21 protein-coding genes are annotated in these 21,790 nt (G+C 65.5%); 7 read left to right on the top strand and 14 right to left on the bottom strand.

Annotated features, from left to right (window positions below):
• Window positions 1-119 precede the first annotated feature (119 nt).
• The 6 genes from AKL29_RS29920 to AKL29_RS29895 all read right to left on the bottom strand — a co-directional run bounded on the left by AKL29_RS29920 (window position 120) and on the right by AKL29_RS29895 (window position 5,338).
• On the bottom strand, window positions 120-1,232 hold the full coding sequence (locus tag AKL29_RS29920) for an acyltransferase family protein (protein WP_050386626.1): 1,113 nt from the start codon (window positions 1,230-1,232) through the stop codon (window positions 120-122).
• Window positions 1,233-1,344: 112 nt separating this feature from the next.
• Window positions 1,345-2,568, bottom strand: coding sequence for a chromate efflux transporter (chrA, locus tag AKL29_RS29915; protein WP_202814564.1), 1,224 nt, complete (start codon window positions 2,566-2,568; stop codon window positions 1,345-1,347).
• Window positions 2,569-2,903: 335 nt separating this feature from the next.
• Entirely contained in the window at window positions 2,904-3,425 is a 522-nt protein-coding gene (locus tag AKL29_RS29910) for an OsmC family protein (protein ID WP_050386625.1), read from the bottom strand.
• 161 nt (window positions 3,426-3,586) lie between these two features.
• Window positions 3,587-4,081, bottom strand: a complete 495-nt coding sequence (locus tag AKL29_RS29905) for a YciE/YciF ferroxidase family protein (protein WP_028332351.1) — start codon at window positions 4,079-4,081, stop codon at window positions 3,587-3,589.
• Window positions 4,082-4,117: 36 nt separating this feature from the next.
• The gene (locus AKL29_RS29900) at window positions 4,118-4,321 is read right to left on the bottom strand and encodes a hypothetical protein (RefSeq protein WP_038377181.1); all 204 of its coding nucleotides are present in this window, start codon (window positions 4,319-4,321) and stop codon (window positions 4,118-4,120) included.
• Between the two features lie 117 nt (window positions 4,322-4,438).
• Window positions 4,439-5,338, bottom strand: coding sequence for a LysR family transcriptional regulator (locus AKL29_RS29895; protein WP_028332350.1), 900 nt, complete (start codon window positions 5,336-5,338; stop codon window positions 4,439-4,441).
• Window positions 5,339-5,439: 101 nt separating this feature from the next.
• Between AKL29_RS29895 and AKL29_RS29890 the strand changes: the two genes are divergently transcribed.
• Window positions 5,440-6,429 carry a zinc-dependent alcohol dehydrogenase family protein gene (locus tag AKL29_RS29890; RefSeq protein ID WP_028332349.1) on the top strand — a complete coding sequence of 330 codons (990 nt, stop codon included), beginning with the start codon at window positions 5,440-5,442 and terminating at the stop codon, window positions 6,427-6,429.
• A 15-nt stretch (window positions 6,430-6,444) separates the two neighbouring features.
• On the opposite strand, the gene AKL29_RS29885 is transcribed toward AKL29_RS29890, so the two are convergent.
• On the bottom strand, window positions 6,445-7,917 hold the full coding sequence (locus tag AKL29_RS29885; RefSeq protein WP_050386624.1) for a protein adenylyltransferase SelO: 1,473 nt from the start codon (window positions 7,915-7,917) through the stop codon (window positions 6,445-6,447).
• Between the two features lie 200 nt (window positions 7,918-8,117).
• Between AKL29_RS29885 and aspS the strand changes: the two genes are divergently transcribed.
• Window positions 8,118-9,893, top strand: a complete 1,776-nt coding sequence (aspS, locus tag AKL29_RS29880; protein WP_028332347.1) for an aspartate--tRNA ligase — start codon at window positions 8,118-8,120, stop codon at window positions 9,891-9,893.
• Window positions 9,894-10,005: 112 nt separating this feature from the next.
• On the opposite strand, the gene AKL29_RS29875 is transcribed toward aspS, so the two are convergent.
• Window positions 10,006-11,997, bottom strand: coding sequence for a hypothetical protein (locus AKL29_RS29875; protein WP_050386623.1), 1,992 nt, complete (start codon window positions 11,995-11,997; stop codon window positions 10,006-10,008).
• A gap of 223 nt (window positions 11,998-12,220) precedes the next feature.
• Here AKL29_RS29875 and AKL29_RS29870 point away from each other — a divergent pair, with 223 nt between their 5' ends.
• Complete coding sequence (locus AKL29_RS29870) at window positions 12,221-14,530, top strand: NADP-dependent malic enzyme (protein ID WP_028332345.1); 2,310 nt, start codon at window positions 12,221-12,223, stop codon at window positions 14,528-14,530.
• A 156-nt stretch (window positions 14,531-14,686) separates the two neighbouring features.
• A complete protein-coding gene (locus AKL29_RS29865) occupies window positions 14,687-15,139 on the top strand; it encodes a DoxX family protein (RefSeq protein WP_050386622.1) in 453 nt (150 codons plus the stop codon).
• Window positions 15,140-15,232: 93 nt separating this feature from the next.
• Here AKL29_RS29865 and AKL29_RS29860 read toward each other — a convergent pair whose 3' ends face one another.
• From AKL29_RS29860 to AKL29_RS29845, 4 genes are all read right to left on the bottom strand, one after another.
• Window positions 15,233-15,790, bottom strand: coding sequence for a dihydrofolate reductase family protein (locus AKL29_RS29860; RefSeq protein WP_050386621.1), 558 nt, complete (start codon window positions 15,788-15,790; stop codon window positions 15,233-15,235).
• 17 nt (window positions 15,791-15,807) lie between these two features.
• On the bottom strand, window positions 15,808-16,809 hold the full coding sequence (locus tag AKL29_RS29855) for a polysaccharide deacetylase family protein (protein WP_050386620.1): 1,002 nt from the start codon (window positions 16,807-16,809) through the stop codon (window positions 15,808-15,810).
• A gap of 171 nt (window positions 16,810-16,980) precedes the next feature.
• Complete coding sequence (locus tag AKL29_RS29850; protein ID WP_050386758.1) at window positions 16,981-17,550, bottom strand: glutathione peroxidase; 570 nt, start codon at window positions 17,548-17,550, stop codon at window positions 16,981-16,983.
• 127 nt (window positions 17,551-17,677) lie between these two features.
• Window positions 17,678-19,399, bottom strand: coding sequence for a L,D-transpeptidase (locus tag AKL29_RS29845; RefSeq protein WP_050386619.1), 1,722 nt, complete (start codon window positions 19,397-19,399; stop codon window positions 17,678-17,680).
• Between the two features lie 221 nt (window positions 19,400-19,620).
• Here AKL29_RS29845 and AKL29_RS29840 point away from each other — a divergent pair, with 221 nt between their 5' ends.
• Window positions 19,621-20,178: a CreA family protein gene (locus AKL29_RS29840; RefSeq protein ID WP_028332339.1), complete on the top strand. Its 558-nt coding sequence runs from the start codon at window positions 19,621-19,623 to the stop codon at window positions 20,176-20,178.
• Between the two features lie 43 nt (window positions 20,179-20,221).
• Here AKL29_RS29840 and AKL29_RS29835 read toward each other — a convergent pair whose 3' ends face one another.
• The gene (locus tag AKL29_RS29835) at window positions 20,222-20,446 is read right to left on the bottom strand and encodes a hypothetical protein (protein ID WP_028332338.1); all 225 of its coding nucleotides are present in this window, start codon (window positions 20,444-20,446) and stop codon (window positions 20,222-20,224) included.
• A gap of 430 nt (window positions 20,447-20,876) precedes the next feature.
• Here AKL29_RS29835 and AKL29_RS43475 point away from each other — a divergent pair, with 430 nt between their 5' ends.
• Window positions 20,877-21,035: a hypothetical protein gene (locus tag AKL29_RS43475; RefSeq protein WP_167350432.1), complete on the top strand. Its 159-nt coding sequence runs from the start codon at window positions 20,877-20,879 to the stop codon at window positions 21,033-21,035.
• A 41-nt stretch (window positions 21,036-21,076) separates the two neighbouring features.
• Window positions 21,077-21,484 (top strand): hypothetical protein, encoded by a 408-nt coding sequence (locus AKL29_RS29830; RefSeq protein WP_018271325.1) that lies wholly within the window; start codon window positions 21,077-21,079, stop codon window positions 21,482-21,484.
• A gap of 51 nt (window positions 21,485-21,535) precedes the next feature.
• On the opposite strand, the gene AKL29_RS29825 is transcribed toward AKL29_RS29830, so the two are convergent.
• Entirely contained in the window at window positions 21,536-21,781 is a 246-nt protein-coding gene (locus AKL29_RS29825) for a DUF6719 family protein (RefSeq protein ID WP_038377224.1), read from the bottom strand.
• Between the last annotated feature and the right edge of the window lie 9 nt (window positions 21,782-21,790).

Here is a 21,790-nt window from a genome sequence, read left to right as displayed (position 1 = left end):
TCCGCCCGCTTACGCCTGACCGTCGCATCGCAGATGAATGATGGTGTTCGCTTCCGCCCACGGTTCGCGGCGGCGGCAACGTTGGGTGGATGCTGTTCCGGCGATGTGCGCCGGACTGATCAGCGGTTGGCGATGCTCCTGGCCTCGATTGGCGGGGCAACGTCGTCCCGATCAATCCGCGCTTCGTTCGCGCGAATGCGCGACGGCCATCCGTGCCGTGAGGCCAGCATCGTCAGCCTGTCCCTGACTAGATAATGCGCCGGGCCTTCGAGGAAGCGCCAGACGAACCATGCCAGCAGCACCATGCCCGTCACGACCAGCACGGTCGAGAGCGCGTTCGGCGTTGGTGCGATCAAGAGCAGGATGACGTAGCCGAGCTGCAGATGCAGCAGATAGAGCGGATAGGTGATGCCGCCGACGGCCCTGACGAGGCCTGCCGGCAGGGCTACCGACTTGATGCGGGTGGCAGCGAACACGATGCCGAGCGAGACGATGCAGATCACCGTCACAACGCCGGGATCGAAGCTGCCATGGGTGTGGACGCCGAGCCGCTCCAGCTTGTGCACGGCCTGGAACGTCGCCGTGCCTGTCGCCAGCGTCAGCAGGCTGTACAGCCTGGTGTCGCGCCGTCCCCGGTAATGCTCATAGATCAGGAGCCCGACGGCGAAGAAGCCGCTGTCGTCGGCCATGAACAGCTTCTCGAACAGGGGAACGTCGAGGGTCAGCTCGTTGGCGAAGGTGATTGCGATCCACGCTACGATGATCGTGTCGATGCGCCGCGGAAAGATGCCCCAGGCCAGGAACAGCGCGATCCAGGCGTAGAACACGACCTCGATCACCAGCGACCAGTAGGCGTCGTCCATGTAGGGCTGACCGAGCATCGGGGCTGCGATGAACAGGTTTGCCAGCCATTGCCCCCACGTCACGTGGAAGTACGCGTGGCCCAACAGCAGCGTCGCGAGGAAGGTCAGCGTCATGCAGATGACGAAGGTCGGATAGATCCGGCTGAAGCGGGCGATCGCGAAGCCAATCGGCGTGCGGCCTTCGGCGGAATAGGCAATGACGAAGCCAGAGATCGCGAAGAACACGGGGACGCCGAGGAAGCCGTATTGCGCGACCGGGGCGAGGTACGGCATCGCCACCTTTTGCACGCCGTTCGATGCCACGCCCCAGAAGCCGTAATGGTACAGGATCACGGCCCCGACCGCGGCGAGCCGCAGCAGGTCCAGCATGGGAACCCGGGTCGGATCCGGTTGTTTAGAAGCGCTCGGCATATATCCGCTATCGTGGCGGCGAGGCATGAAGGCGTTCTTAATCCGCCCGGCGAAACGACCGCGCGATCGTTCACGATTGCAGGAGCCCCGTGGCGATGCCGGCGGCCGCGCTGAGCACGACCACCACGAGCGGCGGCGCGCGCCATGCCGTGAGCAGGACGAAGCCGGCCAGCGCGATGCCGAAATCGAGCGGACGGTGGACGCTGCTGGTCCACACCGGATTGTAGAGCGCGGCCCCCAGAAGGCCGACGACCGCGGCGTTGACGCCGCGCATCATCGCCTGCGCCGCCGGCCGTTTGCGAAAGCTATCCCAGAACGGCAGTGCCGCGAGCAGGACGAGAATTCCTGGCAGGAAGATACCGACGAGGCCGACGATCGCGCCCGGCAGGCCGCCGATCACGGCGCCGAGATAGGCGGCAAAGGTGAATAGCGGGCCCGGCACCGCCTGCGCGGCGCCGTAGCCGGTCAGGAACGCATCGTCGCCGATCCAGCCCGGCGTCACCACGGCTTCGCGCAGCAGCGGCAACACGACGTGGCCTCCGCCGAACACCAGCGCGCCCGAGCGGTAGAAGGCCTCGAACAGGCCGAGGCCGGGCCATGTCCGCGACAGCAGCGGCAGTCCGACCAACAGCGCGACGAACAGGATCAGCGCCACGACGCCAACGCGGCGCGATACCGGCATCGCGATATGGGTGGCCCCGTTGGCCTCTTGCGCCCGGCAGAACCAAAGCCCGGCGACGGCGCCGAGCACGATGGCGCCGATCTGCGCGATCGACGACGAACTGGCGAGGATGACGAGTGCCGCGACCGTCGCGATCGAGGCGCGTTCGCGGTCGGGGCAGAGCGAGCGCGCCATGCCCCAGACGGCCTGGGCGACGATCGCCACCGCGACCAGCTTGAGGCCGTGCACCAGGCCGGTACCCGCCGGACCGCTCAATCCGCCGGCGCCGAAGGCAAACAGCACCAGCGCGATCGCAGACGGCAAAGTGAACCCGGTCCAGGCCGCCAGCGCCCCCAGGTATCCGGCGCGGATCAGGCCGAGCGAAAAGCCGACCTGGCTGCTCGCCGGGCCCGGCAGGAATTGGCAGAGCGCGACCAGGTCCGCATAGGCCTGCTCGTCAAGCCAGCGGCGGCGGGTGACGAACTCGTCGCGGAAATAGCCGATATGGGCGATCGGGCCGCCGAAGCAGCTGACGCCGAGCTTGAAGAAGATGAGCAGCACCTCGAGCGGCGAGTGCGTCGAGCTCGCGGTGGCGGGCGCTGGGCCTGGCTGCGGGACGTCGGTGTCGTTCAAGCGTCGTCAATTCCCGCAATTTGCGTCCAAGGTCAGGACTCGTCAGCGCGAGCATATCGCCATTCGATGACGTTTGAGCGCGTTATTTCTCGCGGCTCTCACTCGTAGCGGATGTTCTTCGACGGCCGGCGCGCGGCGGGCATCGCCAGCACGACGAGACAGAGCGCGATCATCGCCAATCCCATAAATTCGAATGCAAATGCGTCCACGGGCCATTCTCCCCCATCAGAAACAGTTAGACTTGTTGGGGGAGCGTTGACGCGCTGTTAAGCCTTATGGTTACCGCTGCCGGCCTCGGCGCATGGTGGAGAGTGAGTTAACGCTCACATGGCGCGCTAGGCGGCCACGCTCAACGGTCCGGTGCGCAGCTTCAGATCCACCGGCGTCGGGTTGCGCAGGATGTCCAGCACGGGGCAATGACGGTCGACGGTTTCCTTCAGCCGAGCGATGTCGGCCGCGGAGGCCGGGCTGTCGATGGCGACCTCGGCCTCGATCTGGCGGAAACCGGCTCGCACGTCTGGATCGACGCTGAAGAAGCCGCGCAGATCGATGGCACCCGACAGCTTGACGGACACGCCGCTGAGGGGAATGCCGAGCGCGTCGGCATAGAGCCGATAGGTGATCTCCTGGCATGCGCCGAGCGCGGCGAGGATGTACTCGACCGGGTTCGGTGCGGTGTCCTTGCCGCCCAGCGCCGGCGGCTCGTCGACGCTGACGTAGAATTGCCGCACGGCAACGCGGCTATTGACGCCGTCGCCGAGTTGCGAAGTCGCCTGGAACACGACCTGCGCCTGCGCCGGATCGGCGCCGAGCGCCTGTTGGGTGTCTGCGAAAACCTGCTTGAACCTGAAGCTCATCGTTCGTCTTCCCCATGGCATCGATCATGAGAGGCTGATCGAACGACTCACGCAGGGCAATAGTCGCGGGATAAAAACGACAGCAACTCCGCGAAGCGCGAATTTTTCAGCAGCATTTTTCCCGCGCGCGTAGATGCGTAGGATGAGTAGAGCCTGCGGCGTCACGCGGCGAGCGCGTCCTGGTTGATCTCGCCCTTGGCGAGCGCCGTCAGCAGCGTGTCGACGTGCCGCTCTTCCTCGAGACTGTCGTGCAGCAGCCGCTGATCGTCGCGCAGATTGAGCTGGCCGGCGAGGGCGGCCGCGCTGCCATAGGCGGCGATCTCGTAGTGCTCGAGCTTCTGCGCCGACGCGACGAGGCCGGCATCGCGCAGATTGTCGTCGGGCAGCAGCGAAACCATCTTGGCGGTCTCGTGGATCAGCGCCTGCATGGCCTGGTCGGTGTGCTCAAGCGGATCGGCCCCGTGCATCCGCAGCAGCGACTTCAACCGCTCGCCCTGCACGATGGTCTCGCGGTGATGGCGGCTGAACGCATCCTTGAGCGACGGATGCGAGGCGATCTCTGCCATCCGCGCCAGCGCCACGGCGAGCTGCTCCTCGACGCTTGCGAGTTCCTGAAGCTCGGCGACATACATGTCCTTGAAGCTGGTGATCTTCATCGTGGAATCCTTCTCGTTTCTTCGTTGTTTCGGCGTTCAGGCGGTGTGGCCGCCGGAACCGGAATCGATCGGCGTCTTCTTGGCGCGTTGTGGCGTCATCTTCGCCGGGTCCGGTTGCCCGGGCACGCCGCGCGGCCCGAGTTGCCGGCGCTGCAGATCGTCCTCGGAGAAGGGCGGCTCGACGCCGTTCGGGTTGCTGCGCTCGATCGCGGTTTTCAGGTCGTCATCGCGCTGGTTCATGCTGGCGCTCCATCATCACGGCGGCACGGAACCTGGATCGGACGAGGCCGCCCGTTCCGCGCTGACCGGCCAACGATGCGCGCGCGAAATCGTTGCAAACAAATCGGGGGCGCGGCGCTACGCCACGAGCTTCGGCAGCGCGGCTGCGAGTGCATCCACCGCGAGCCGGACCTTGAGTGGCAATCGCGGCGTCGGCAGCCACAGCGCGTGGCAATCGTAGGGAAATTCCCCGTTGTCGCCGAGAACGCGGACCAGCGCGCCGGTGTCGAGGCGTTCACGCACCAGCCAGGAGGGCAGCCACGCCAGCCCCATGCCGCTCGCTGCGGCATCCGCGATGGCTTCGAGGTCGTCGAGCCTGAGCCGCCCGGCCGGCCAGACCTCGTGCGGCGCAAGACCGTCGCGCGGAAACAGCCAGGGGCGAACGCGGCCCGAGCGGCGGTAGACGATCGCCTGGTGCCGGCCGAGTTCGTCGAGCGTGCGCGGCCTGCCATGGGCCTTCAGATAGGTGCGCGAGCCGCACACCACCATGCGCTGGAGCGCGATGCGCCGCGCGATCACGCCGGATTGCTCGTTGAGCTCGCCGGTCCTGATCGCAAGGTCGTAACCGCCCTCCATCAGATCGGCGATCGGATCACCGAACGCGAGATCGAGCTCGAGCGCGGGATATTTCTGCGCGAGCTTCAGCAGCGTGGGGACGATGCAGTAGCGGCCGAGCAGCGACGGCATCGTCACCCGCAGCCGCCCGCGCGGCTGCGACGATTGATCGGAGGCGAGCGCGTCGGCGGCCTCGGCCTCGCCGAGCACGATGCGGCAGCGCTCGTAATAGGCTTGCCCTGAATCGGTCAGGCTCTGCCGGCGCGTGGTGCGATGGAGCAGGCGGACGCCGAGCCGTTGTTCGAGGAAGCGCACATGCTTGCCGACCATCGGGGCCGACATCTCGAGCGCATCGGCGGCGGCCGCGAACGAGCCGAGATCGACCGCCCTGACGAAGACGGCCATGCTGGTGAGGCGATCCAATTCAAAACTCCTGGTTTCGATTGTCGGAACTACCGGGTGATTTATCCGGGGATCGCCGCCGGGCATAGCGACATTCCATTCAATTGTTTTGGAGTTCGCCCATGGCCCGTGTCGTCCGCTTTCACCAGCATGGTGGTCCCGAGGTGCTGCGCATCGAGGAGATCGCGATTGCGCCGCCGGCCCGCGGCGAGGTTCAGATCCGCAGCAAGGCGCTGGGGCTCAACCGCGCCGAGGCCTCGCTGCGCCGGGGCAGCTATATCGAGACCGCGACGCTGCCGTCCGGCCTCGGGCTGGAAGTCGCCGGGATTGTCGCGGCGATCGGCGAGGACGTCGAAGGATTTGCGCCGGGCGATGCCGTGAGCATTGTGCCGCCGGTCTCGATGGTGCGCTGGCCTGCCCATGCCGAGCTCGCGACCTTTCCGGCGGAGCTTGTCGTCAAGCATCCACCCGCGCTCGGTTTTGAAACGGCGGCTGCGGTGTGGATGCAGTACCTCACCGCGTTCGGTGCGCTGGTCGATCTTGCAAGGCTCGGGCGAGGCGAGTTCGTCGTCATCACAGCGGCGTCGAGCAGCGTCGGGCTCGCGGCGATCCAGGTCGCCAACCGTGTCGGCGCGGTCCCGATTGCGGTGACGCGGACATCGGCCAAGGCGCAGGCGCTGCGCGAGGCCGGCGCGACGCACGTGATCGCGTCGGCGGAGCAAGATTTGCAATCAAGGCTGGAGCAGATCGCGGGACCGAACGGCGTGCGCGTGGTGCTCGATGCCGTCGGCGGCCCCGCCTTCGTGCCGCTGACGGCATCGATGGCACCCGGCGGCATCCTGATCGAATATGGTGGACTCAGTCCTGAGCCGACGCCGTTTCCGCTCGCCAACGTGCTCGGCAAGAGCCTGACCCTGCGCGGCTACCTCGTGCACGAGATCGTGCGCGATCCCGCGCGGCTTGCCGCGGCGAAGGCGTTCATCCTCGACGGGCTTGCGGACGGCGCCTTGAGGCCGATCATCGCCAGGACGTTTCCGTTCGAGGAGATCGTCGACGCGCACCGGTACCTGGAGTCGAACACGCAGTTGGGCAAGATCGTGGTGACGGTGTGAATGCGCAGGATGGGTTCACGTCCCGCAGAATGTCTGCGTCACGCGCTGCTCGGGGAGTGGCGGATCGGCGTAGGCTGCGAACTGCGGCTGGTCCTCATAGGGCTTGGCCAGCACCGTCAGCAGTTCCTCGAACGGCGCGTAGTCATCCGAGTTCACCGCAGCCGCAATCACCGCCTCGATCCGGTGGTTGCGCGGGATGAAGGCCGGATTGACCGCCTGCATCGCGGCCTTGCGTTCGGCCGGCGCTTGCGGCTCAAGCGCGAGGCGGGCGCGCCAGCGGGCGGCCCATTCGTCGAACGCCGCGGGATCGGTGAACTGCGCGCGGACGTCGGCGGCGTCATCGCTTGCGGCCTCGCCGAGATGGCGGAAGGTCAGCGTGAAGTCGGCCGCGTTCTTGGCCATCGCGTCCAGCAGATCCTGGATCAGCGCCTCGTCACCGTCGCGCGCGGTGAAGAGGCCGACCTTGGCGCGCAGCCCGGTGTTGTAGGCCGCGGTGAACTTTTCAGGGAATTCGCCGAGGATCACCTGCGCCTGCTCGATCGCCTTCTCCTGCTCGTCCGCGAACAGCGGCAGCAGGCATTCGGCGAGCCGGGTCAGATTCCACAACGCGATGCGCGGCTGGTTGGCATAGGCGTAGCGGCCCATCTCGTCGATCGATGAGAACACCTGCGCCGGGTTGTAGGTGTCGAGGAAGGCGCAGGGACCGTAATCGATGGTCTCGCCCGAGATCGAGGTGTTGTCGGTATTCATCACGCCGTGGATGAAGCCGACCAGGAGCCAGCGCGCGACCAGGGCGGCCTGCCGTGCCACGACGCCGGCGAGCAGGGCGTGATAGGGCTGGGCGGCGTCCTTCAGCTCGGGATAGTGCCTGGCGATGACATGGTCGGCGAGCGCGCGCACGCCGTCGGTGTCGCCGCGGGCGGCGAAGAACTGGAAGGTGCCGACGCGGATGTGACTCGCCGCGACGCGGGTCAGCACCGCGCCGGGCAGCGCGGTCTCGCGCATCACGGGCTCGCCGGTGACGACGGCGGCGAGCGAGCGGGTGGTCGGGATGCCCAAAGCGAACATCGCCTCGCTGACGATGTATTCGCGCAAGACCGGACCAAGGGCGGCGCGGCCGTCGCCGCGGCGGGAGAACGGGGTTGGGCCGGATCCCTTGAGCTGGATGTCACGGCGAACGCCCTCCTTGTCGATGACCTCGCCGAGCAGGATGGCGCGGCCGTCGCCGAGCTGCGGAACAAAGTGCCCGAATTGATGGCCGGCATAGGCCATTGCGATCGGGTCGGCGCCGTCAGGCAGCCGCTTTCCGGCAAGGATTTCGGCGCCCTCCGGCGTCGAAAGCAGGTCAGGGTCCAGCCCGAGCTGGACCGCGAGCGGCCGGTTCAGCTTGATCAGCCGGGGGGCGGCGACCGGGGTCGGCGCGACGCGGGCGAAAAAGTTCGCCGGCAGCGCCGAATAGGTGTTCTGGAACGGGAAATGGATGGTCATATCCCGAAGATAGGCTCGCGGGCCGAATAGGCAAACGATTGGCGCCCACCTGGCGCCGGATCGCAGCAAAATCTGCAGTTTCGGGCCAAAAGCGGGCGTTCCCTTGGTTGCCGCCCCGAGCGGGCTCGGGTAAACCCAGCGCCTTCGGATAGGAAGTTTCCTATCGCGATTCTCCTCCGACATCAGTTTTTGGAACGACTATGCATCGCTACCGGTCACACACATGCGGCGCGCTCCGAGAGGGCGATATCGACCAGACGGTCCGGCTTTCGGGTTGGGTTCACCGGGTCCGCGACCATGGCGGCGTGCTGTTCGTCGATCTGCGCGACCATTACGGCATCACCCAATGCGTGGCCGATCCGGACTCGCCGGCATTCGCCGAGGTCGAGAAGTTCCGCTCCGAATGGGTGGTGCGGATCGACGGCAAGGTGCGCCGCCGTCCCGCCGGCACCGACAACCCGGAACTGCCGACCGGCATGGTCGAGGTCTACATCAAGGAGATCGAGGTGCTGGGCCCGGCCGCCGAACTGCCGCTGCCGGTGTTCGGCGAGCAGGAATATCCCGAAGATATCAGGCTGAAATACCGCTTCCTCGACCTGCGTCGCGAGAAGCTGCACCAGAACATCATGACCCGCGGCGCGGTGGTCGATTCCATGCGCAAGCGGATGAAGGAGCAGGGCTTCTTCGAATTCCAGACCCCGATCCTGACGGCGTCCTCGCCGGAAGGCGCGCGCGACTTCCTGGTGCCGTCGCGCATCCATCCCGGCAAGTTCTACGCGCTGCCGCAGGCGCCGCAGCAGTACAAGCAGCTGTTGATGATGTCGGGCTTCGACCGCTACTTCCAGATCGCGCCGTGCTTCCGCGACGAGGACCCGCGCGCCGACCGTCTGCCGGGCGAGTTCTATCAGCTCGACGTCGAGATGAGCTTCGTCACCCAGGACGACGTGTTCGCGGCGATGGAGCCCGTGATCACCGGTGTGTTCGAGGATTTTGCCAAGGGCAAGCCGGTCACGAAGAACTGGCCGCGGATTCCGTTTGCGGAGGCCGTGCGCAAATACGGCTCCGACAAGCCCGATTTGCGCAACAAGATCGTAATGCAGGAAGTCTCCGAGCACTTCCGCGGCTCCGGCTTCAAGGTGTTCGCACGCATGCTGGAGGACCCGAAGAACCAGGTCTGGGCGATCCCGGGTACCGGCGGCGGCAGCCGCGCGTTCTGCGACCGCATGAACTCGTGGGCGCAGGGCGAAGGCCAGCCCGGCCTCGGCTACATCATGTGGCGCGAGGGCGGCGAGGGCGCGGGTCCCCTGGCGAACAACATCGGAGCGGAGCGCACGGCAGCGATCCGCGACCAGCTCGGCCTCAAGGAAGGCGATGCCGCGTTCTTTGTCGCCGGCGATCCCGAGAAATTCTGGAAGTTCGCGGGTCTCGCGCGCACCAAGCTCGGCGAGGAATTGAACCTGATCGACAAGGACCGGTTCGAGCTCGCCTGGATCGTCGACTTCCCGATGTACGAGTATGACGAGGAGAACAAGAAGGTCGACTTCTCGCACAACCCGTTCTCGATGCCGCAGGGCGGCCTCGACGCGCTGACGTCGCAGGACCCGCTGACCATCAAGGCGTTCCAGTACGACATCGCCTGCAACGGCTACGAGATCGCCTCCGGCGGCATCCGCAACCACAAGCCGGAAGCGATGGTGAAGGCGTTCGAGATCGCAGGCTATGGCGAGCAGGAGGTCATCGATCGCTTCGGCGGCATGTACCGTGCGTTCCAGTACGGCGCCCCGCCGCATGGCGGCATGGCGGCAGGCCTCGACCGCATCGTGATGCTGCTCTGCGGCACCAACAATCTGCGCGAGATCTCGCTGTTCCCGATGAACCAGCAGGCCATGGACTTGCTGATGGGCGCGCCGTCGGAAGCAACCCCGAAGCAGCTCAAGGAGCTTCACATCCGCACCAACCTGCCGGCGAAGGGTTAGGCGGGCAGGAGAGGTGCGTAGCCCGGATGGAGCGAAAGCGAAATCCGGGGCGGGTCTCTCCTGCGGCGACGCTGTTCCCGGATTGCGCTTCGCTCCATCCGGGCTACGGGAATCACAACCCCGTCGAGGCCTCGATCCGGAATTGCGCCAGCGCCGATTGCGGATCGGTCTTGAGCAACTGCATCAGCTGAAGCGCCGGCGCTTTCGCGCGCGGAGTGAGCTTGATGACCAGCGTCTGTCCCGGCGTCTCGATGAACTGGCCGATCGCGGTGAGGAGCGCGGTGGCGTCGGGATTGGCTCCGCCGATCTCGGCGCCTTGCGCCTTGATAGCGTCGAGGATGACCTTGCGCGCCTCGTCGCGGCTGATGTTCCGGGTGCGGGCGTACTGGGCGACAGCGAGGTCGATGATGCCGAGGTCGTGAATCGTGAGCTCGATCATGCCGGCTTCGATCTGCGCGGCCGCGCCCATGGCTTCTGCGGCGCTCGCCGAAAAGGTCTCGCGCGGCACGTTGCCAAGCGAGAGCTTCGCCGACGCATTCAGCAGGCCCGCCATGTCGAGCTTGACCGGCTCGAGCACGAACACGCGCGACGTCTCGGTCCAGACAGCGCCGAGATCGGCGTCGACAGCCATCCGGTCGATCCCGGCGGCGACGAACGGTTGCTGCCGCGGATCGGCCGCATCGAGCGGTGCCGCCAGCTTCGCGGTCAGCCGCAGCTTGCTCGGGATCGATCCGACGAACTGACCCCAGTCGAGACTGAAGACGTCGATGTTGACCGGCTTGCCGGTGGCCTTGTAGGGCGACGCGACGCCTTTGACCTCGACGCCTTCGATCAGCGGGAATAGCGCCAGCGCCTGTTCGGCCGACGGCTTCTGCGCGGCGAATTGTGCCGACAGCCGCATGAAGCTGGCGACGTCGAGCGACTTCAGCGCAAAGCGTCCGACCTTGATGGGACCGTTCGGCGCACGGGTATCGAGTCCCTCGACCGCAAGTTCGCCGATCTTGCCGTGTTCGAAGTTGAACCGCATCGAGGCGAGCTTGAGCGGGCCCTGCGGCGTCTCGACCGAGAGCCCATGCATCTCGGCATTTGCAATTCCGATGCCCGAATATAGGCCGGCGATCTTGTCCAGCAGTTCGCGTGCCTGGGCGGCAGACGGCGGCGGACTCCCTTGCGGCGGGATCATTGCCAGCAGCGCCGGCAGTTGCATCCGTGACGGATTGATCCTGGTGTCGTCGACGGTCACGCCCTCGATCCGCATGTTCACGCCGGGCGCAGCGGTAATGACATAAGGACCGGCCGAAACGTGTCCTTGGATCCGGTACTCCCTGTCATCGTTGGCCTTGCCCGGATCGAATATCGCCGCCATCGCGCCAACGTCGATATCGGTCGCGGCGATATTGGCGAGCTCGCCGGTCATTTTGATCGGCTTGCCTGCCGCCTGCTGGTTGATCGTGAACACAACCTTGTCGGTTTTGCTGGACGCGATCTTTCCGTCCTTCATGTTTTCAATGGCGATGCCCGAATAGGCGAATTCGCCGCCGGCGCCGTCGCCGGCTTTTGCGGCGGCACTGAAGGTCATCGTTCCGGTCAGGCTGGGCGCAGCGACCGATGATGCGTTGATGCTCGCAAGCAGTCCGAACGCGGACCGGTACAGCTCGAAGATCGACGACGAGGCTGGAAGCTGGGGCAGGCTGGCGGGGCCGGAATAATCCTTCACCGTGATCCGCGGCGCCTTGTAGGTCAGTGAGGTGATCGTCGGGGTAGGTCCTGCCACGCCGATCTCGACATCGCTGAACTCGACATTGCCGGCGGAGACCCGTGCCGCGTCGGTTTGACCGAGGCCGGTCATCGTGAGACTGGCAATCTTGACGCTGACCGGGGATTGCGTCCCCGACTCGGTGGCGACGTCCGCGATCGTCAGGGTGCGGCTCTTAACGTCGAACGTGATCTTGCCGTGGCTCGCCTTGGCGCCGCTGGCACGGACCTGCTCGAAGGCGGCCTCGACGTCGCGCGTGACCCGGCGCTGGGCATAGAAGTCGAAACCGAAGAAGCCGGCAGCCGCGATCACAACCACGGCAATCAGGCCGAGCAGAATTTTCTTCATTCGGTCAACTCCGGATGATCAAGGGGAAAAAATTGCCAATCCGCGGCCGGAAGGTGCAGCATCCACGAACGGGCCGGCCCGGGCCTGTTGACGGGGACATTATCCGATGTTGCATCCAAGCGGCCGGACATGCTTCACATCCGGCTCGATTTGCCGGACAAATGACTTTCGCCTGAATTAGCACAGAAACAAGAAATTTGGGCCGGAAACGCGGGGAGCACGCATGTCGTCATCGTCTGAAGAACTCCATAACGCCGCGCTCGCCTATCACCGGCTGCCGCGGCCGGGCAAGCTCGAGATCCAGGCGATCAAGCCGCTTGCCAACCAGCGAGACCTGGCGCTGGCCTATTCGCCGGGCGTCGCCGCCGCCTGCACCGAGATTGCCAAGAACCCGGCCGAGGCGGCAACGCTGACTGCCCGCTCCAATCTGGTCGCCGTGGTCTCGAACGGGACCGCGGTGCTCGGTCTCGGCAATATCGGTCCGCTGGCGTCCAAGCCCGTCATGGAAGGCAAGGCGGTGCTGTTCAAGAAATTCGCCGGCATCGACGTGTTCGACATCGAGATCAAGGCCGACACGATCGAGCGCGTGGTCGAGACCGTCGCCGCGCTGGAGCCGACCTTCGGCGGCATCAATCTCGAGGACATCCGCGGACCTGAGTGCTTCGAGATCGAGGCGCAGCTCAAGGAGCGCATGAAGATCCCGGTCTTCCACGACGACCAGCACGGCACCGCGATCATCGTCGCCGCCGCGATCGTCAACGGGCTGTTGTTGAACGGCAAGCAACTCTCTGACGTGAAGATCGTCTGTTCGGGCGCGGGCGCGGCCGCGATCGCAACCCTCAATCTGCTGGTCTCGATGGGGGCGCAGCGCAAGAACATCTGGGTCTGCGACATCGATGGTGTGGTCTATGAGGGCCGCAACACCACGATGGATCGCTGGAAGGCGGTCTATACCCAGAAGACCGACGCACGCGTGCTCGCCGACGTCATTCCGGGCGCGGACATCTTCATCGGCCTGTCGGCGCCGGGTGTGCTCAAGCCCGAAATGGTCAAGCAGATGGGCGACAAGCCGCTTGTGATGGCGCTTGCCAATCCGGTGCCGGAGATCATGCCGGATGAGGCGCGTCTGGCGCGTCCCGACGCGATGATCTGCACCGGACGGTCGGACTTTCCGAACCAGGTCAACAACGTGCTCTGCTTCCCCTTCATCTTCCGCGGCGCGCTCGATGTCGGCGCTACCGCGATCAACGAGGCGATGAAGCATGCCGCCGTGGACGCGATCGCGCAGCTCGCGCGCGATCCGCCGTCGGATGCGGTGGCCCATGGTTTCGAGAGCGGCGAGACCCAGGGGTTCGGCCCCGGTTCGCTGATCCCGAGCCCGTTCGATCCGCGCCTGATCCTGCGCATCGCGCCGGCGGTGGCCAGGGCCGCGATCGAGTCCGGCGTCGCGACCCGGCCGATCACCAATTTCGACGAATACGCCGCCAATCTCGAACGCTTTGCCTTCCGCTCCGGCCTCACCATGAAGCCGGTGTTCGCCAAGGCCAAGACCCAGCCGGTGCGCGTGATCTACGCCGAAGGCGAGGACGAGCGTGTGCTGCGCGCGACGCAGGTGGTGCTCGAGGAAAAGCTGGCGCGACCGATCCTGGTCGGCCGGCCATCGGTGGTCGAGACCAGGATCAAGCGCTTCGGCCTGTCGATCAAGGCCGGCCGCGATTTCGACCTGATCAATCCCGAGGACGATCCGCGCTACCGTTCCTATGTGCAGTCCTATATCGACGTCGCCGGCCGGCGCGGCGTGACGCCCGAGGCCGCGCGGACCGTGGTCCGCACCAACAATACCGTGATCGCGGCGCTTGCAGTGTCGCGCGGCGAGGCTGACGCGATGCTGTGCGGCGTCGAGGGCCGCTACATGAGCCATCTGCGCCATGTCCGCGAGATCATCGGCTTCCTGCCGGGGGTCAGCGACTATGCCGCGCTGGCGCTGATGATCACCTCCACCGGCGCCCATTTCCTCGCCGATACCCAGGTGCGGCCGAACCCGAGCGCGGAGGAACTCGCCGAAGTGGCATCGCTCGCGGCGATCCATGTCCAGCGCTTCGCCTTCAAGCCGAGGGTCGCCTTCGTGTCACATTCCGACTTCGGCAGCTATGACACGGATTCCTCGCGCAAGATGCGGCGGGCGACCCAGCTCCTGAAGGACAAGCACCCGGAGATCGAGGCCGACGGCGAGATGCAGGGTGACACTGCGCTGTCGGCGGCGGCGCGGCGCCTGGTGCTGCCGCAGTCGCGGCTGGAAGGCGAGGCCAACATCCTGATCATGCCGAACCTCGATGCCGCCAACATCGCCTATCAAATGATCAAATCGCTGGCCAACGCGTTGCCGGTGGGGCCGATCCTGATCGGTCCGGCGCGCCCGGCGCACATCCTCACCCCCGGCGTGACGGCGCGCGGCATCCTCAACATGACGGCGGTGGCCGCGGTCGAAGCCCAAGAGCGCGCCGGCCGCGCGCAGCCGACGCTGTTCGGCTGACGGCCGTTGTTTGAGCACGTTATGTTCGGAAAACCGCAGCGCAGCTTTCCGCATCGTGTTTGAACCGAGATGGATTCGATTTGATCGAGGCAGGTGGAGCGACCATAATCGCTTCGCCTGCTTCGTCCGATTTCTGCCATCCAGTGAGGCCGACTCATGCCAGCGTTCATCACCTTCGGGCGGATCCTGTTCGCCGTGCTGTTCCTCTATTCGGGAGCGAGCAAGCTGTTCGGCATCCAGGCGACGGCGGATCTGCTGGCGGCCAAGGTGACGATCCCGGCCGTGGTCGTGCCCTATACGCAGCAGATCGAAACCTCCGTCGGCATGCCCTTCATGCAGCTGCTGGCGATCACGATCGGTGGCTTCGAGATCGTCGCGGGGCTGATGATCGCGGTGAACGTGCTGGCGCGTTTCTTCGCGATTCTCCTGATCATCTTCGTGTGCTTCGCCACCTTCTACTTCCATGACTTCTGGAATCAGCCGGCGCCCGACAACCTCAGCACGCTGATCGATGCGCTGAAGAACCTGTCGCTGATCGGCGCGCTGTTCATCATCGCCGGCTACGGCCGCGGCCCGCGCCGCGACGACCCGGCCTATGGGGACGTGTAGGACGCGGCAGCGTAGGCATCATGCGCCAGGCTGGCACGTAGCGATGGGTTTCGCTGCGCTCTACCCATCCTACGGACTACGAACAGCGATCTTTCAACCCATCCGCCGCCACGGCGTCACGCTGACATCCTGCGCGGCATCGATCAGCTGCGGCGCGCCGGCGTGCAGGCCGTGCGCCGAGAGCACCTGCTGCGGGGTGCGGGCGGGAACGCCGGGAAAGCACGGCTCGCCGTCGGGGATGTGCACCTTCGGGGCGACCGAGAGCCAGAACGTGTCGTAGCGGTCCATGAACATGCCGAACACGCCGGGGCCGCCGATGACCGCGACCATGCCCGAGGTCACGCCGGCCTCGCGGCTCGCCGTCTCGAACGGGCAGCCGGCGGGATTCCACAACAGCGCCTTCGGATTATCGGGGGCGGGCGCGGTGGCCGCGACCTTGCTGGTCAGGATCAGGCGCCGCCGCTTTGGCGCATTCGGCTGCTCTTCCTGGGAGTGACGGCCATGCACGACGAGGTCGGCGCGGTCGAGGGCTGCGGTGAAGAACCGCTTGTCGCCCTCGATCTTGAGATCGTCGGGCATCACGTTCCGCGCATTCGCCAGCCGGCCATCGGCGGAGACGATGACGAAGCCTTCGATGCGCAACGCCGGCACCAGGATTGTCGCCGGCGCTATTGCTGATCGACGGTGGTGACGACGCTGTTCACCGGGCGCGAGCTTACGGTCGGCAGCTTGACGTCCTTGGCGAGCTCCTGCTCGTATTGCGGCAGCACCGTTACCGGGAACTTGGCGCGCATCGCGACCACCTTGTAGCCGCCGGCCTTGAGCTGCGTCAGCAGCGTGGGCAGGGCTTCCGCGGTGTGCTTCTGGAAGTCGTGCATCAGGATGATGCCCTTGCCGAGCTTGTTCAGCTTCTTCATCACGGTGTCGATCACCTGCTGCGGCTTGCTCGCCTTGAAGTCGAAAGAGTCGAGGTCGCAGGAGAAGATCGCGATGTTGCGGTTGCCGAGATAGGTCACCATCTCCGGCGGATGCTGCAGCGCCGGGAAGCGGAAGAACGGCGAGGGTGAGGTCTCGAGCGCCCACTTGACCGCGGCGTAGCCGCGCTCGATTTCGTCCTTCTTCTGATCCTCGGTCAGCTTCTTGTTGTTCAGATTGGCGTGCGACCAGGTGTGGGCGCCGACCGTGTGGCCGGCGGCATAGACCTGCCGCAGGATTTCGGGGTGATAGGTCGCGTGCTTGCCGATCGGAAAGAAGATGCCCGTGGTGCATTCATCCGCGAGCGCCTTCAGCACTGCCGGCGTGTTGCCCGGCCACGGGCCGTCGTCGAAGGTCAGCACCACCTCATGGTCGCGCAGGAAGTCGAGCTGCTTGAAATGCTCGAAGCCGAAGCCCGGACCGCCGGTGGTGTCGATCTCGACCGTGCGGCCGACGCCCAGCGCGTTCGGGTTGTTGCAGGCGGCGCGCGCCGGCTGTGGCGGTTGCTTCGGCGGAACCGGGGCAGCGGTTGCGGTGGCCGGTGCCGGGGCTGCGGCGGCGGGCGCGGGAGCCGCGGCCGCTGGTGCTGCCGGTGCCGCAGTAGCGCCCTTGGCGGGCGACGTCTGCGACCAAGCTGCGCTCGACGCGAGCAACGATACGGTCCCCGCAAAAATCAGACCTGTCGCAATGCGCATGGCGTGTTCCCTGCTGCTCGCGCTCCCGGCGCCGGCATTGCCGCGACCGGGTCGCTTCGCCCCCAACCGATCGTACCCTAGTCGCAGTGGCGACGCCAAGGCAATGAACGTGGCGAGCGCGTGTCCAAAATCCTCGCCGGATCAGTTAATTCCGGGGATTATCGTCATATCTCAGGCGGCCGCCAGTGCCCGTGCGATCCCGGTCTTGATGCGCGTGTCGTCGGGCGCAACCGACTCAGCGAAAACGTCGGCGATGTAGCCGTCGCGGCCGATCAGGTATTTGTGAAAATTCCAGCGCGGTACGTCCTTCGGCCGAGCCTCCGCCGCCCAGCGGTAGAACGGATGCGCGCTCGTTCCGCGGACGATTGCTTTCGCCGCGATCGGGAAGGTGACGCCATATTGATGCTGCGCGGTCTCGGCGATCTCGGTTGGGCCGCCGGGCTCCTGGCCGCCGAAGTCATTGGAGGGGACGCCAATGATGACGAAGCCGCGATCGCGGAATTCGGTCCAGAGTTGCTGCAGGCCGGCATATTGCGGCGTGAAGCCACAAAGCGAGGCCGTGTTCACGATCATCAACGGACGGCCGGCATAGTCGGCAAGTCTGATATCGCCGCCGCCAGGTGCCGGAAATGAGAAGGCGTAGGCGGTGATCCGGCTCATCGCGGGCTGCTCGGCATGCAGCGGGCGGGATGATGCGGCTGCGGCGATCGCGGTCACAATTAGTGTCCTGCGGTCCATCATGGTCTCGTCCCCGGAACAGATGTTCGTCGGGATCATAATCCGGCGGGGAGGCGCAGGCTTTCAAGAAGGCGTTATTGCCGGAAGCGGGTGGCCGGATGGCGCGAAGCCCAATCCGGGATCGATCGCCTCAACGCAGCGGCAGGATGAAGTCGGTGCCTTCGCCGGTCTCGCCCTGGTTCACACCGAGATCGGAGACGATGATCGATCCGCCGGTGCCGAGAGCTTCGCTGATCCGCGCCATCACGTCGGCCGGAATGGAGATGCGGTCGAGCGCCTCGGCCGGGGTGTTGGTCACCGGCTGCGGCTTGGCCTCGGCCACCGCTGCGGCCGCGATCTTGCGGCGATGCGAGGCACGCTCCTCGACGTCGATGCGGGCGACGTTGCGGGTCGGCAGCGTCACCACCGACCAGCGCAGCAGGTTCGGATCGGTCTTGTCGGCTTGTGCGGTGAACACATGGGTGCCGAGCGGCCGGTCGCTTGCCGCGATCGTCACCGGCACCTCGAACAGCGGTGCAAAATTCTGCCGCACGTAGAGCTTGGAATCCTTGCGGCTGATGAACACCGCAATCTGGCCGCCGCGCTTCGGCACGTCGATCCTGGCCGTGCCCGGCAGCCGTGCCGGATCCTTCTTGGCGTCGGGCGCATCAGCTGCGGTCGCCGCCTCGGCGGGTTTGTCAGCGGCCTTCGGTGCATCGGTCTTCGGTGCATCGATCTTGGGCGCCTCGGCAGCACCAGGCATGGCGGCGTCCGCCTTCGGCTCGTCGGCCTTGGCTTCCGCCTTCACCGGATCGCTTGCCGAGACCTCGCTCTTTGGCGTGTCGGTGCCGGCGGTGGTTTCGCCGACCGTGTTGTCATCTGTGGTCGGGTTGCTGTCGTGGCCGGCGGAATTGGTCTCGGCCGGCTTGTCGGCGGCGGCCGTCTCGGGCTTCACTGTCTCGGACTTGTTCGCTGCGATCTTCTCCGCAATGGCGTCGCGCGCCGTGGAAGAGGTCGCATCGGACATCGTCACCGACGCACTCGCTGCCGGCATCGCGCTGCTGGCGTCGGCGGTGTGGGTGTTGTCGCGCAGCGACGCGGCGGCATGGCCGACACTGCTGCGCAAATCGAGACTGGACTGCTTGTCGGCGCCCTTGTCGCTCTTCACGCCGAGCGGCGCATCCATCTTCAGAATGTCGTCGGCAACCGGCTGCTGCGGCGCCACCTTCTGCGTGACCAGCAGCGGGTGCGAGAAACTCTCCGGCGAGATCGTGCCCGGCGTGACGAACACGCGGGCACCCATCCGCGTCCAATTGTACATCTTGACCGCGAACGACATCGGCATGCGGATGCAGCCATGGGACGCCGGATAGCCGGGCAGCACACCGGCGTGCATGGCAATGCCCGACCAGGTGATGCGCTGCATATAGGGCATCGGCGCGCCGCTATAGATGTTGGACTGGTGATACTTCTGCTTCTGGATGACGCTGAAGACACCCATTGGGGTCGAGTGCCCCTTCATGCCCGTTGACACCGGGCTCTCGGCATAGAGGCCATTGGCGTCGTAGAGGCTGACCCGCTGCTGGTCGATCGAGACCGAGATGATCAGGGGACCTTGCGGCTTGCTGCCGGCCTCCTTCTCGATCGCCGGATTCTTCTTGGCTGTGCTGCGCTTCGGCTTTTGCCGGTGCGGCTGGGGCAGCGGCATCGGCTCGTATTCGCCGTAGAAGGCGGAGTCGCGGTTCCAGTAATAGAGCGCTGCATCGGCCTGCGTGGAGGCGGCGACGGTGCCGGCGGTCGTCAGAATTGCAAGCTGCCAGAACCGCTCATTCGCGAAATCAAAAATCGAAATCCGCCGTCCACCTGCGCGCATATTCCGAATCCCAGTCCAGACTACCTGTTGGTTGTCGCAGACGCACAACGCGTTCACCAGCGCAAGCGATCTAACCCTTCCGTGAGGGCGGTATTTTCGACGAAAGAGTAACAAAAAAGCCTCACAAGAGGTTAAAGCGCCGCGTTCGATCACCGAACTGTCAGCGCCTTCCTGTGCGGCGTTTGCGCACTACATAGGCGGGACCCACCCCGGAGACCTCAATGACATCGAGAACTGTGAGCTTGTGTGACCTGCGACGGTTGTCTCGCTGGGGATGCGCGGTGCTGCTGATGTTGCTGGCTTTGGGGCAGGCGGGTCCTGCGGTCGCGGCCGACGAGCCGGACCTGATCTTCCGCCGCTCCACCGTGTTCAAATGGGTGAGCCCCAACGATAAGCTCGCGACCTATGGCGTCGACGATCCCGAGGTCGAGGGTGTCGCCTGTCACTTCACGGTGCCGGAGAGGGGCGGCTTCAAGGGCTGGCTTGGCCTTGCCGAGGAAGTCTCCGATATCTCGCTGGCTTGCCGGCAGATCGGGCCGATCCGCTTCAAGACCAAGCTCGGCCAGGGCGACGACATGTTCAGCAAGCGCCGGTCGCTGTTCTTCAAGAAGATGCAGATCGTGCGCGGCTGCGACGCCAAGCGCAATGTGCTGGTCTACATGGTCTATTCGGACCGCCTGATCGAGGGCTCGCCAAAGAACTCGACGTCGTCGGTGCCGATCATGCCGTGGGGCGCGGCCGATGCTGCCGTGCAGAAGTGCGGCGAGTTCATTCAGTAGCTGGAGCAGGGGCTTGGCCCAGGCGGCTGAGGCGGCGGGCGAGCTAGCGCTCGGTTTGCCCGAACTGCTTCGCGCTGATGCCAAGGGCCGGCTTGACCTTCGAGTCGCGGCAGCCGACGAGGCGGACCAGCTTCTGCGGCGCGCACTCATTGTCGCCCATCACATAGGCGCCTTGCTGCGGCATCGCGGCCGTCATCTGTTGCTGGCCGGATTTGCTCGCCGCGGATTCATTGCCAACACCGATGTTGCCATTGCCCACGACTGACATCCTTCGTTGGATCGGGAGTGATCACGACAACGTGCCACCGCGAAGATGGTTGCACGGCGCCCAAATATGAGTCGGCCAAACCGTCGCCCGGTTCACGCCGCCCTTGCTGTGCTGCTTCTCCTCTCAGCAGAGGAAAGTTAACAAAGCGCGCTAGCTCGTTCAGTTTGCACGCATAATTGGCCCTCGCTCCGGCAGTGGCCGGGGTCCGGCATTGTCGCGCGAAGTTTTCAACAGCCTATCAGCCACGCTCCTGCCGCTGAAATCATTGGTGTTTTCCGCCGAATGTTTCGTGGACCGCTGGTCGACGAAACAATTCCAGGTCCGACGAAACCATTTTCGGCTTGTTCCGCAGAACTCCGGAAACGGCAGATCGTTATCAGACCGTCACACAACGGCGCCGGATGCCGAGCGGAATAACGGAGACTGTCAGATGCGAACCATGAGCCTGATCCTCGCCTTCGCCTTTGTGATGGCCGGCTCGTCGATGGCAGGCTCGCCGGACAGCGGTTTGCCCGGGATCGGCACCTTCTCCTATAACGGCTCGCCGGTAGTCACCCCGGTCCCGATGGTGATGGCACAGGCCAACTGAGCGCGACGCAAAAAACAGAACTGCCGGTAAAGGCTCTCCCAATGGTGCTCCGTATCTGTTCCGCCGCGATGTTGGCATCGCTTGTCCTAATGGGGCCCTTGGCGGGCGCCGCGCAGGCCCAATCCCAGCTCCCCCTCGAATCGATGCAGATCCGCTCGCTGTACCGCGTGCCTGAACCGCGCGACGAGTTCGTGCGGCAATGCGCGCCCCATATGCTCGGCCGTTGGGCGCATCCCGAGGCCGTGTGCGGCTGCCTGCACGACCACGCCGCCGCGACCGTGGACGATCCCGACCTGCGCCAGGCGCTGCTGCGCGGCATCAGCGAGACCGGCGTGCCGACCATCGAGACCGATTGGGTGCCGCCGTCCAAGCAGGGCGAGATCGGCCCGACCTTCACCAAGATCGCCAAGCCGACCCTGCAATGCATGTTCGAGCCGGTCTCGAACTGAGCTGAGCATCAAAGCAATGAGGACCGCACCGCCTCGCGACAGCGGGGCGTTTTACTTTTTGGCGAGGCGCGGCACGCAGCTGCGGGTCCGCACCACGCCGTTCTCGCTCAGCCTGGAGCCGACGACCTGCTTGATCTGCCCGGCCGGGCACGAGCCGTCATCGACAAGGACGCGCTGGCCGACCCGCAGATCGACGATGTCGCCCTCACGCATGTAGGACTGCTCTGCAGCGGCGGATTGAGCCATCGCGCCAAGAGCCGCGACGCTGACCAGCGCGACGAATCCCAAGCGCGGCATCGCGGCCTC

It is taken from the genome of Bradyrhizobium pachyrhizi, from assembly GCF_001189245.1.
GTDB classification, from domain to species: domain Bacteria; phylum Pseudomonadota; class Alphaproteobacteria; order Rhizobiales; family Xanthobacteraceae; genus Bradyrhizobium; species Bradyrhizobium pachyrhizi.
This window is presented reverse-complemented; position numbering and strand designations above follow the sequence as displayed.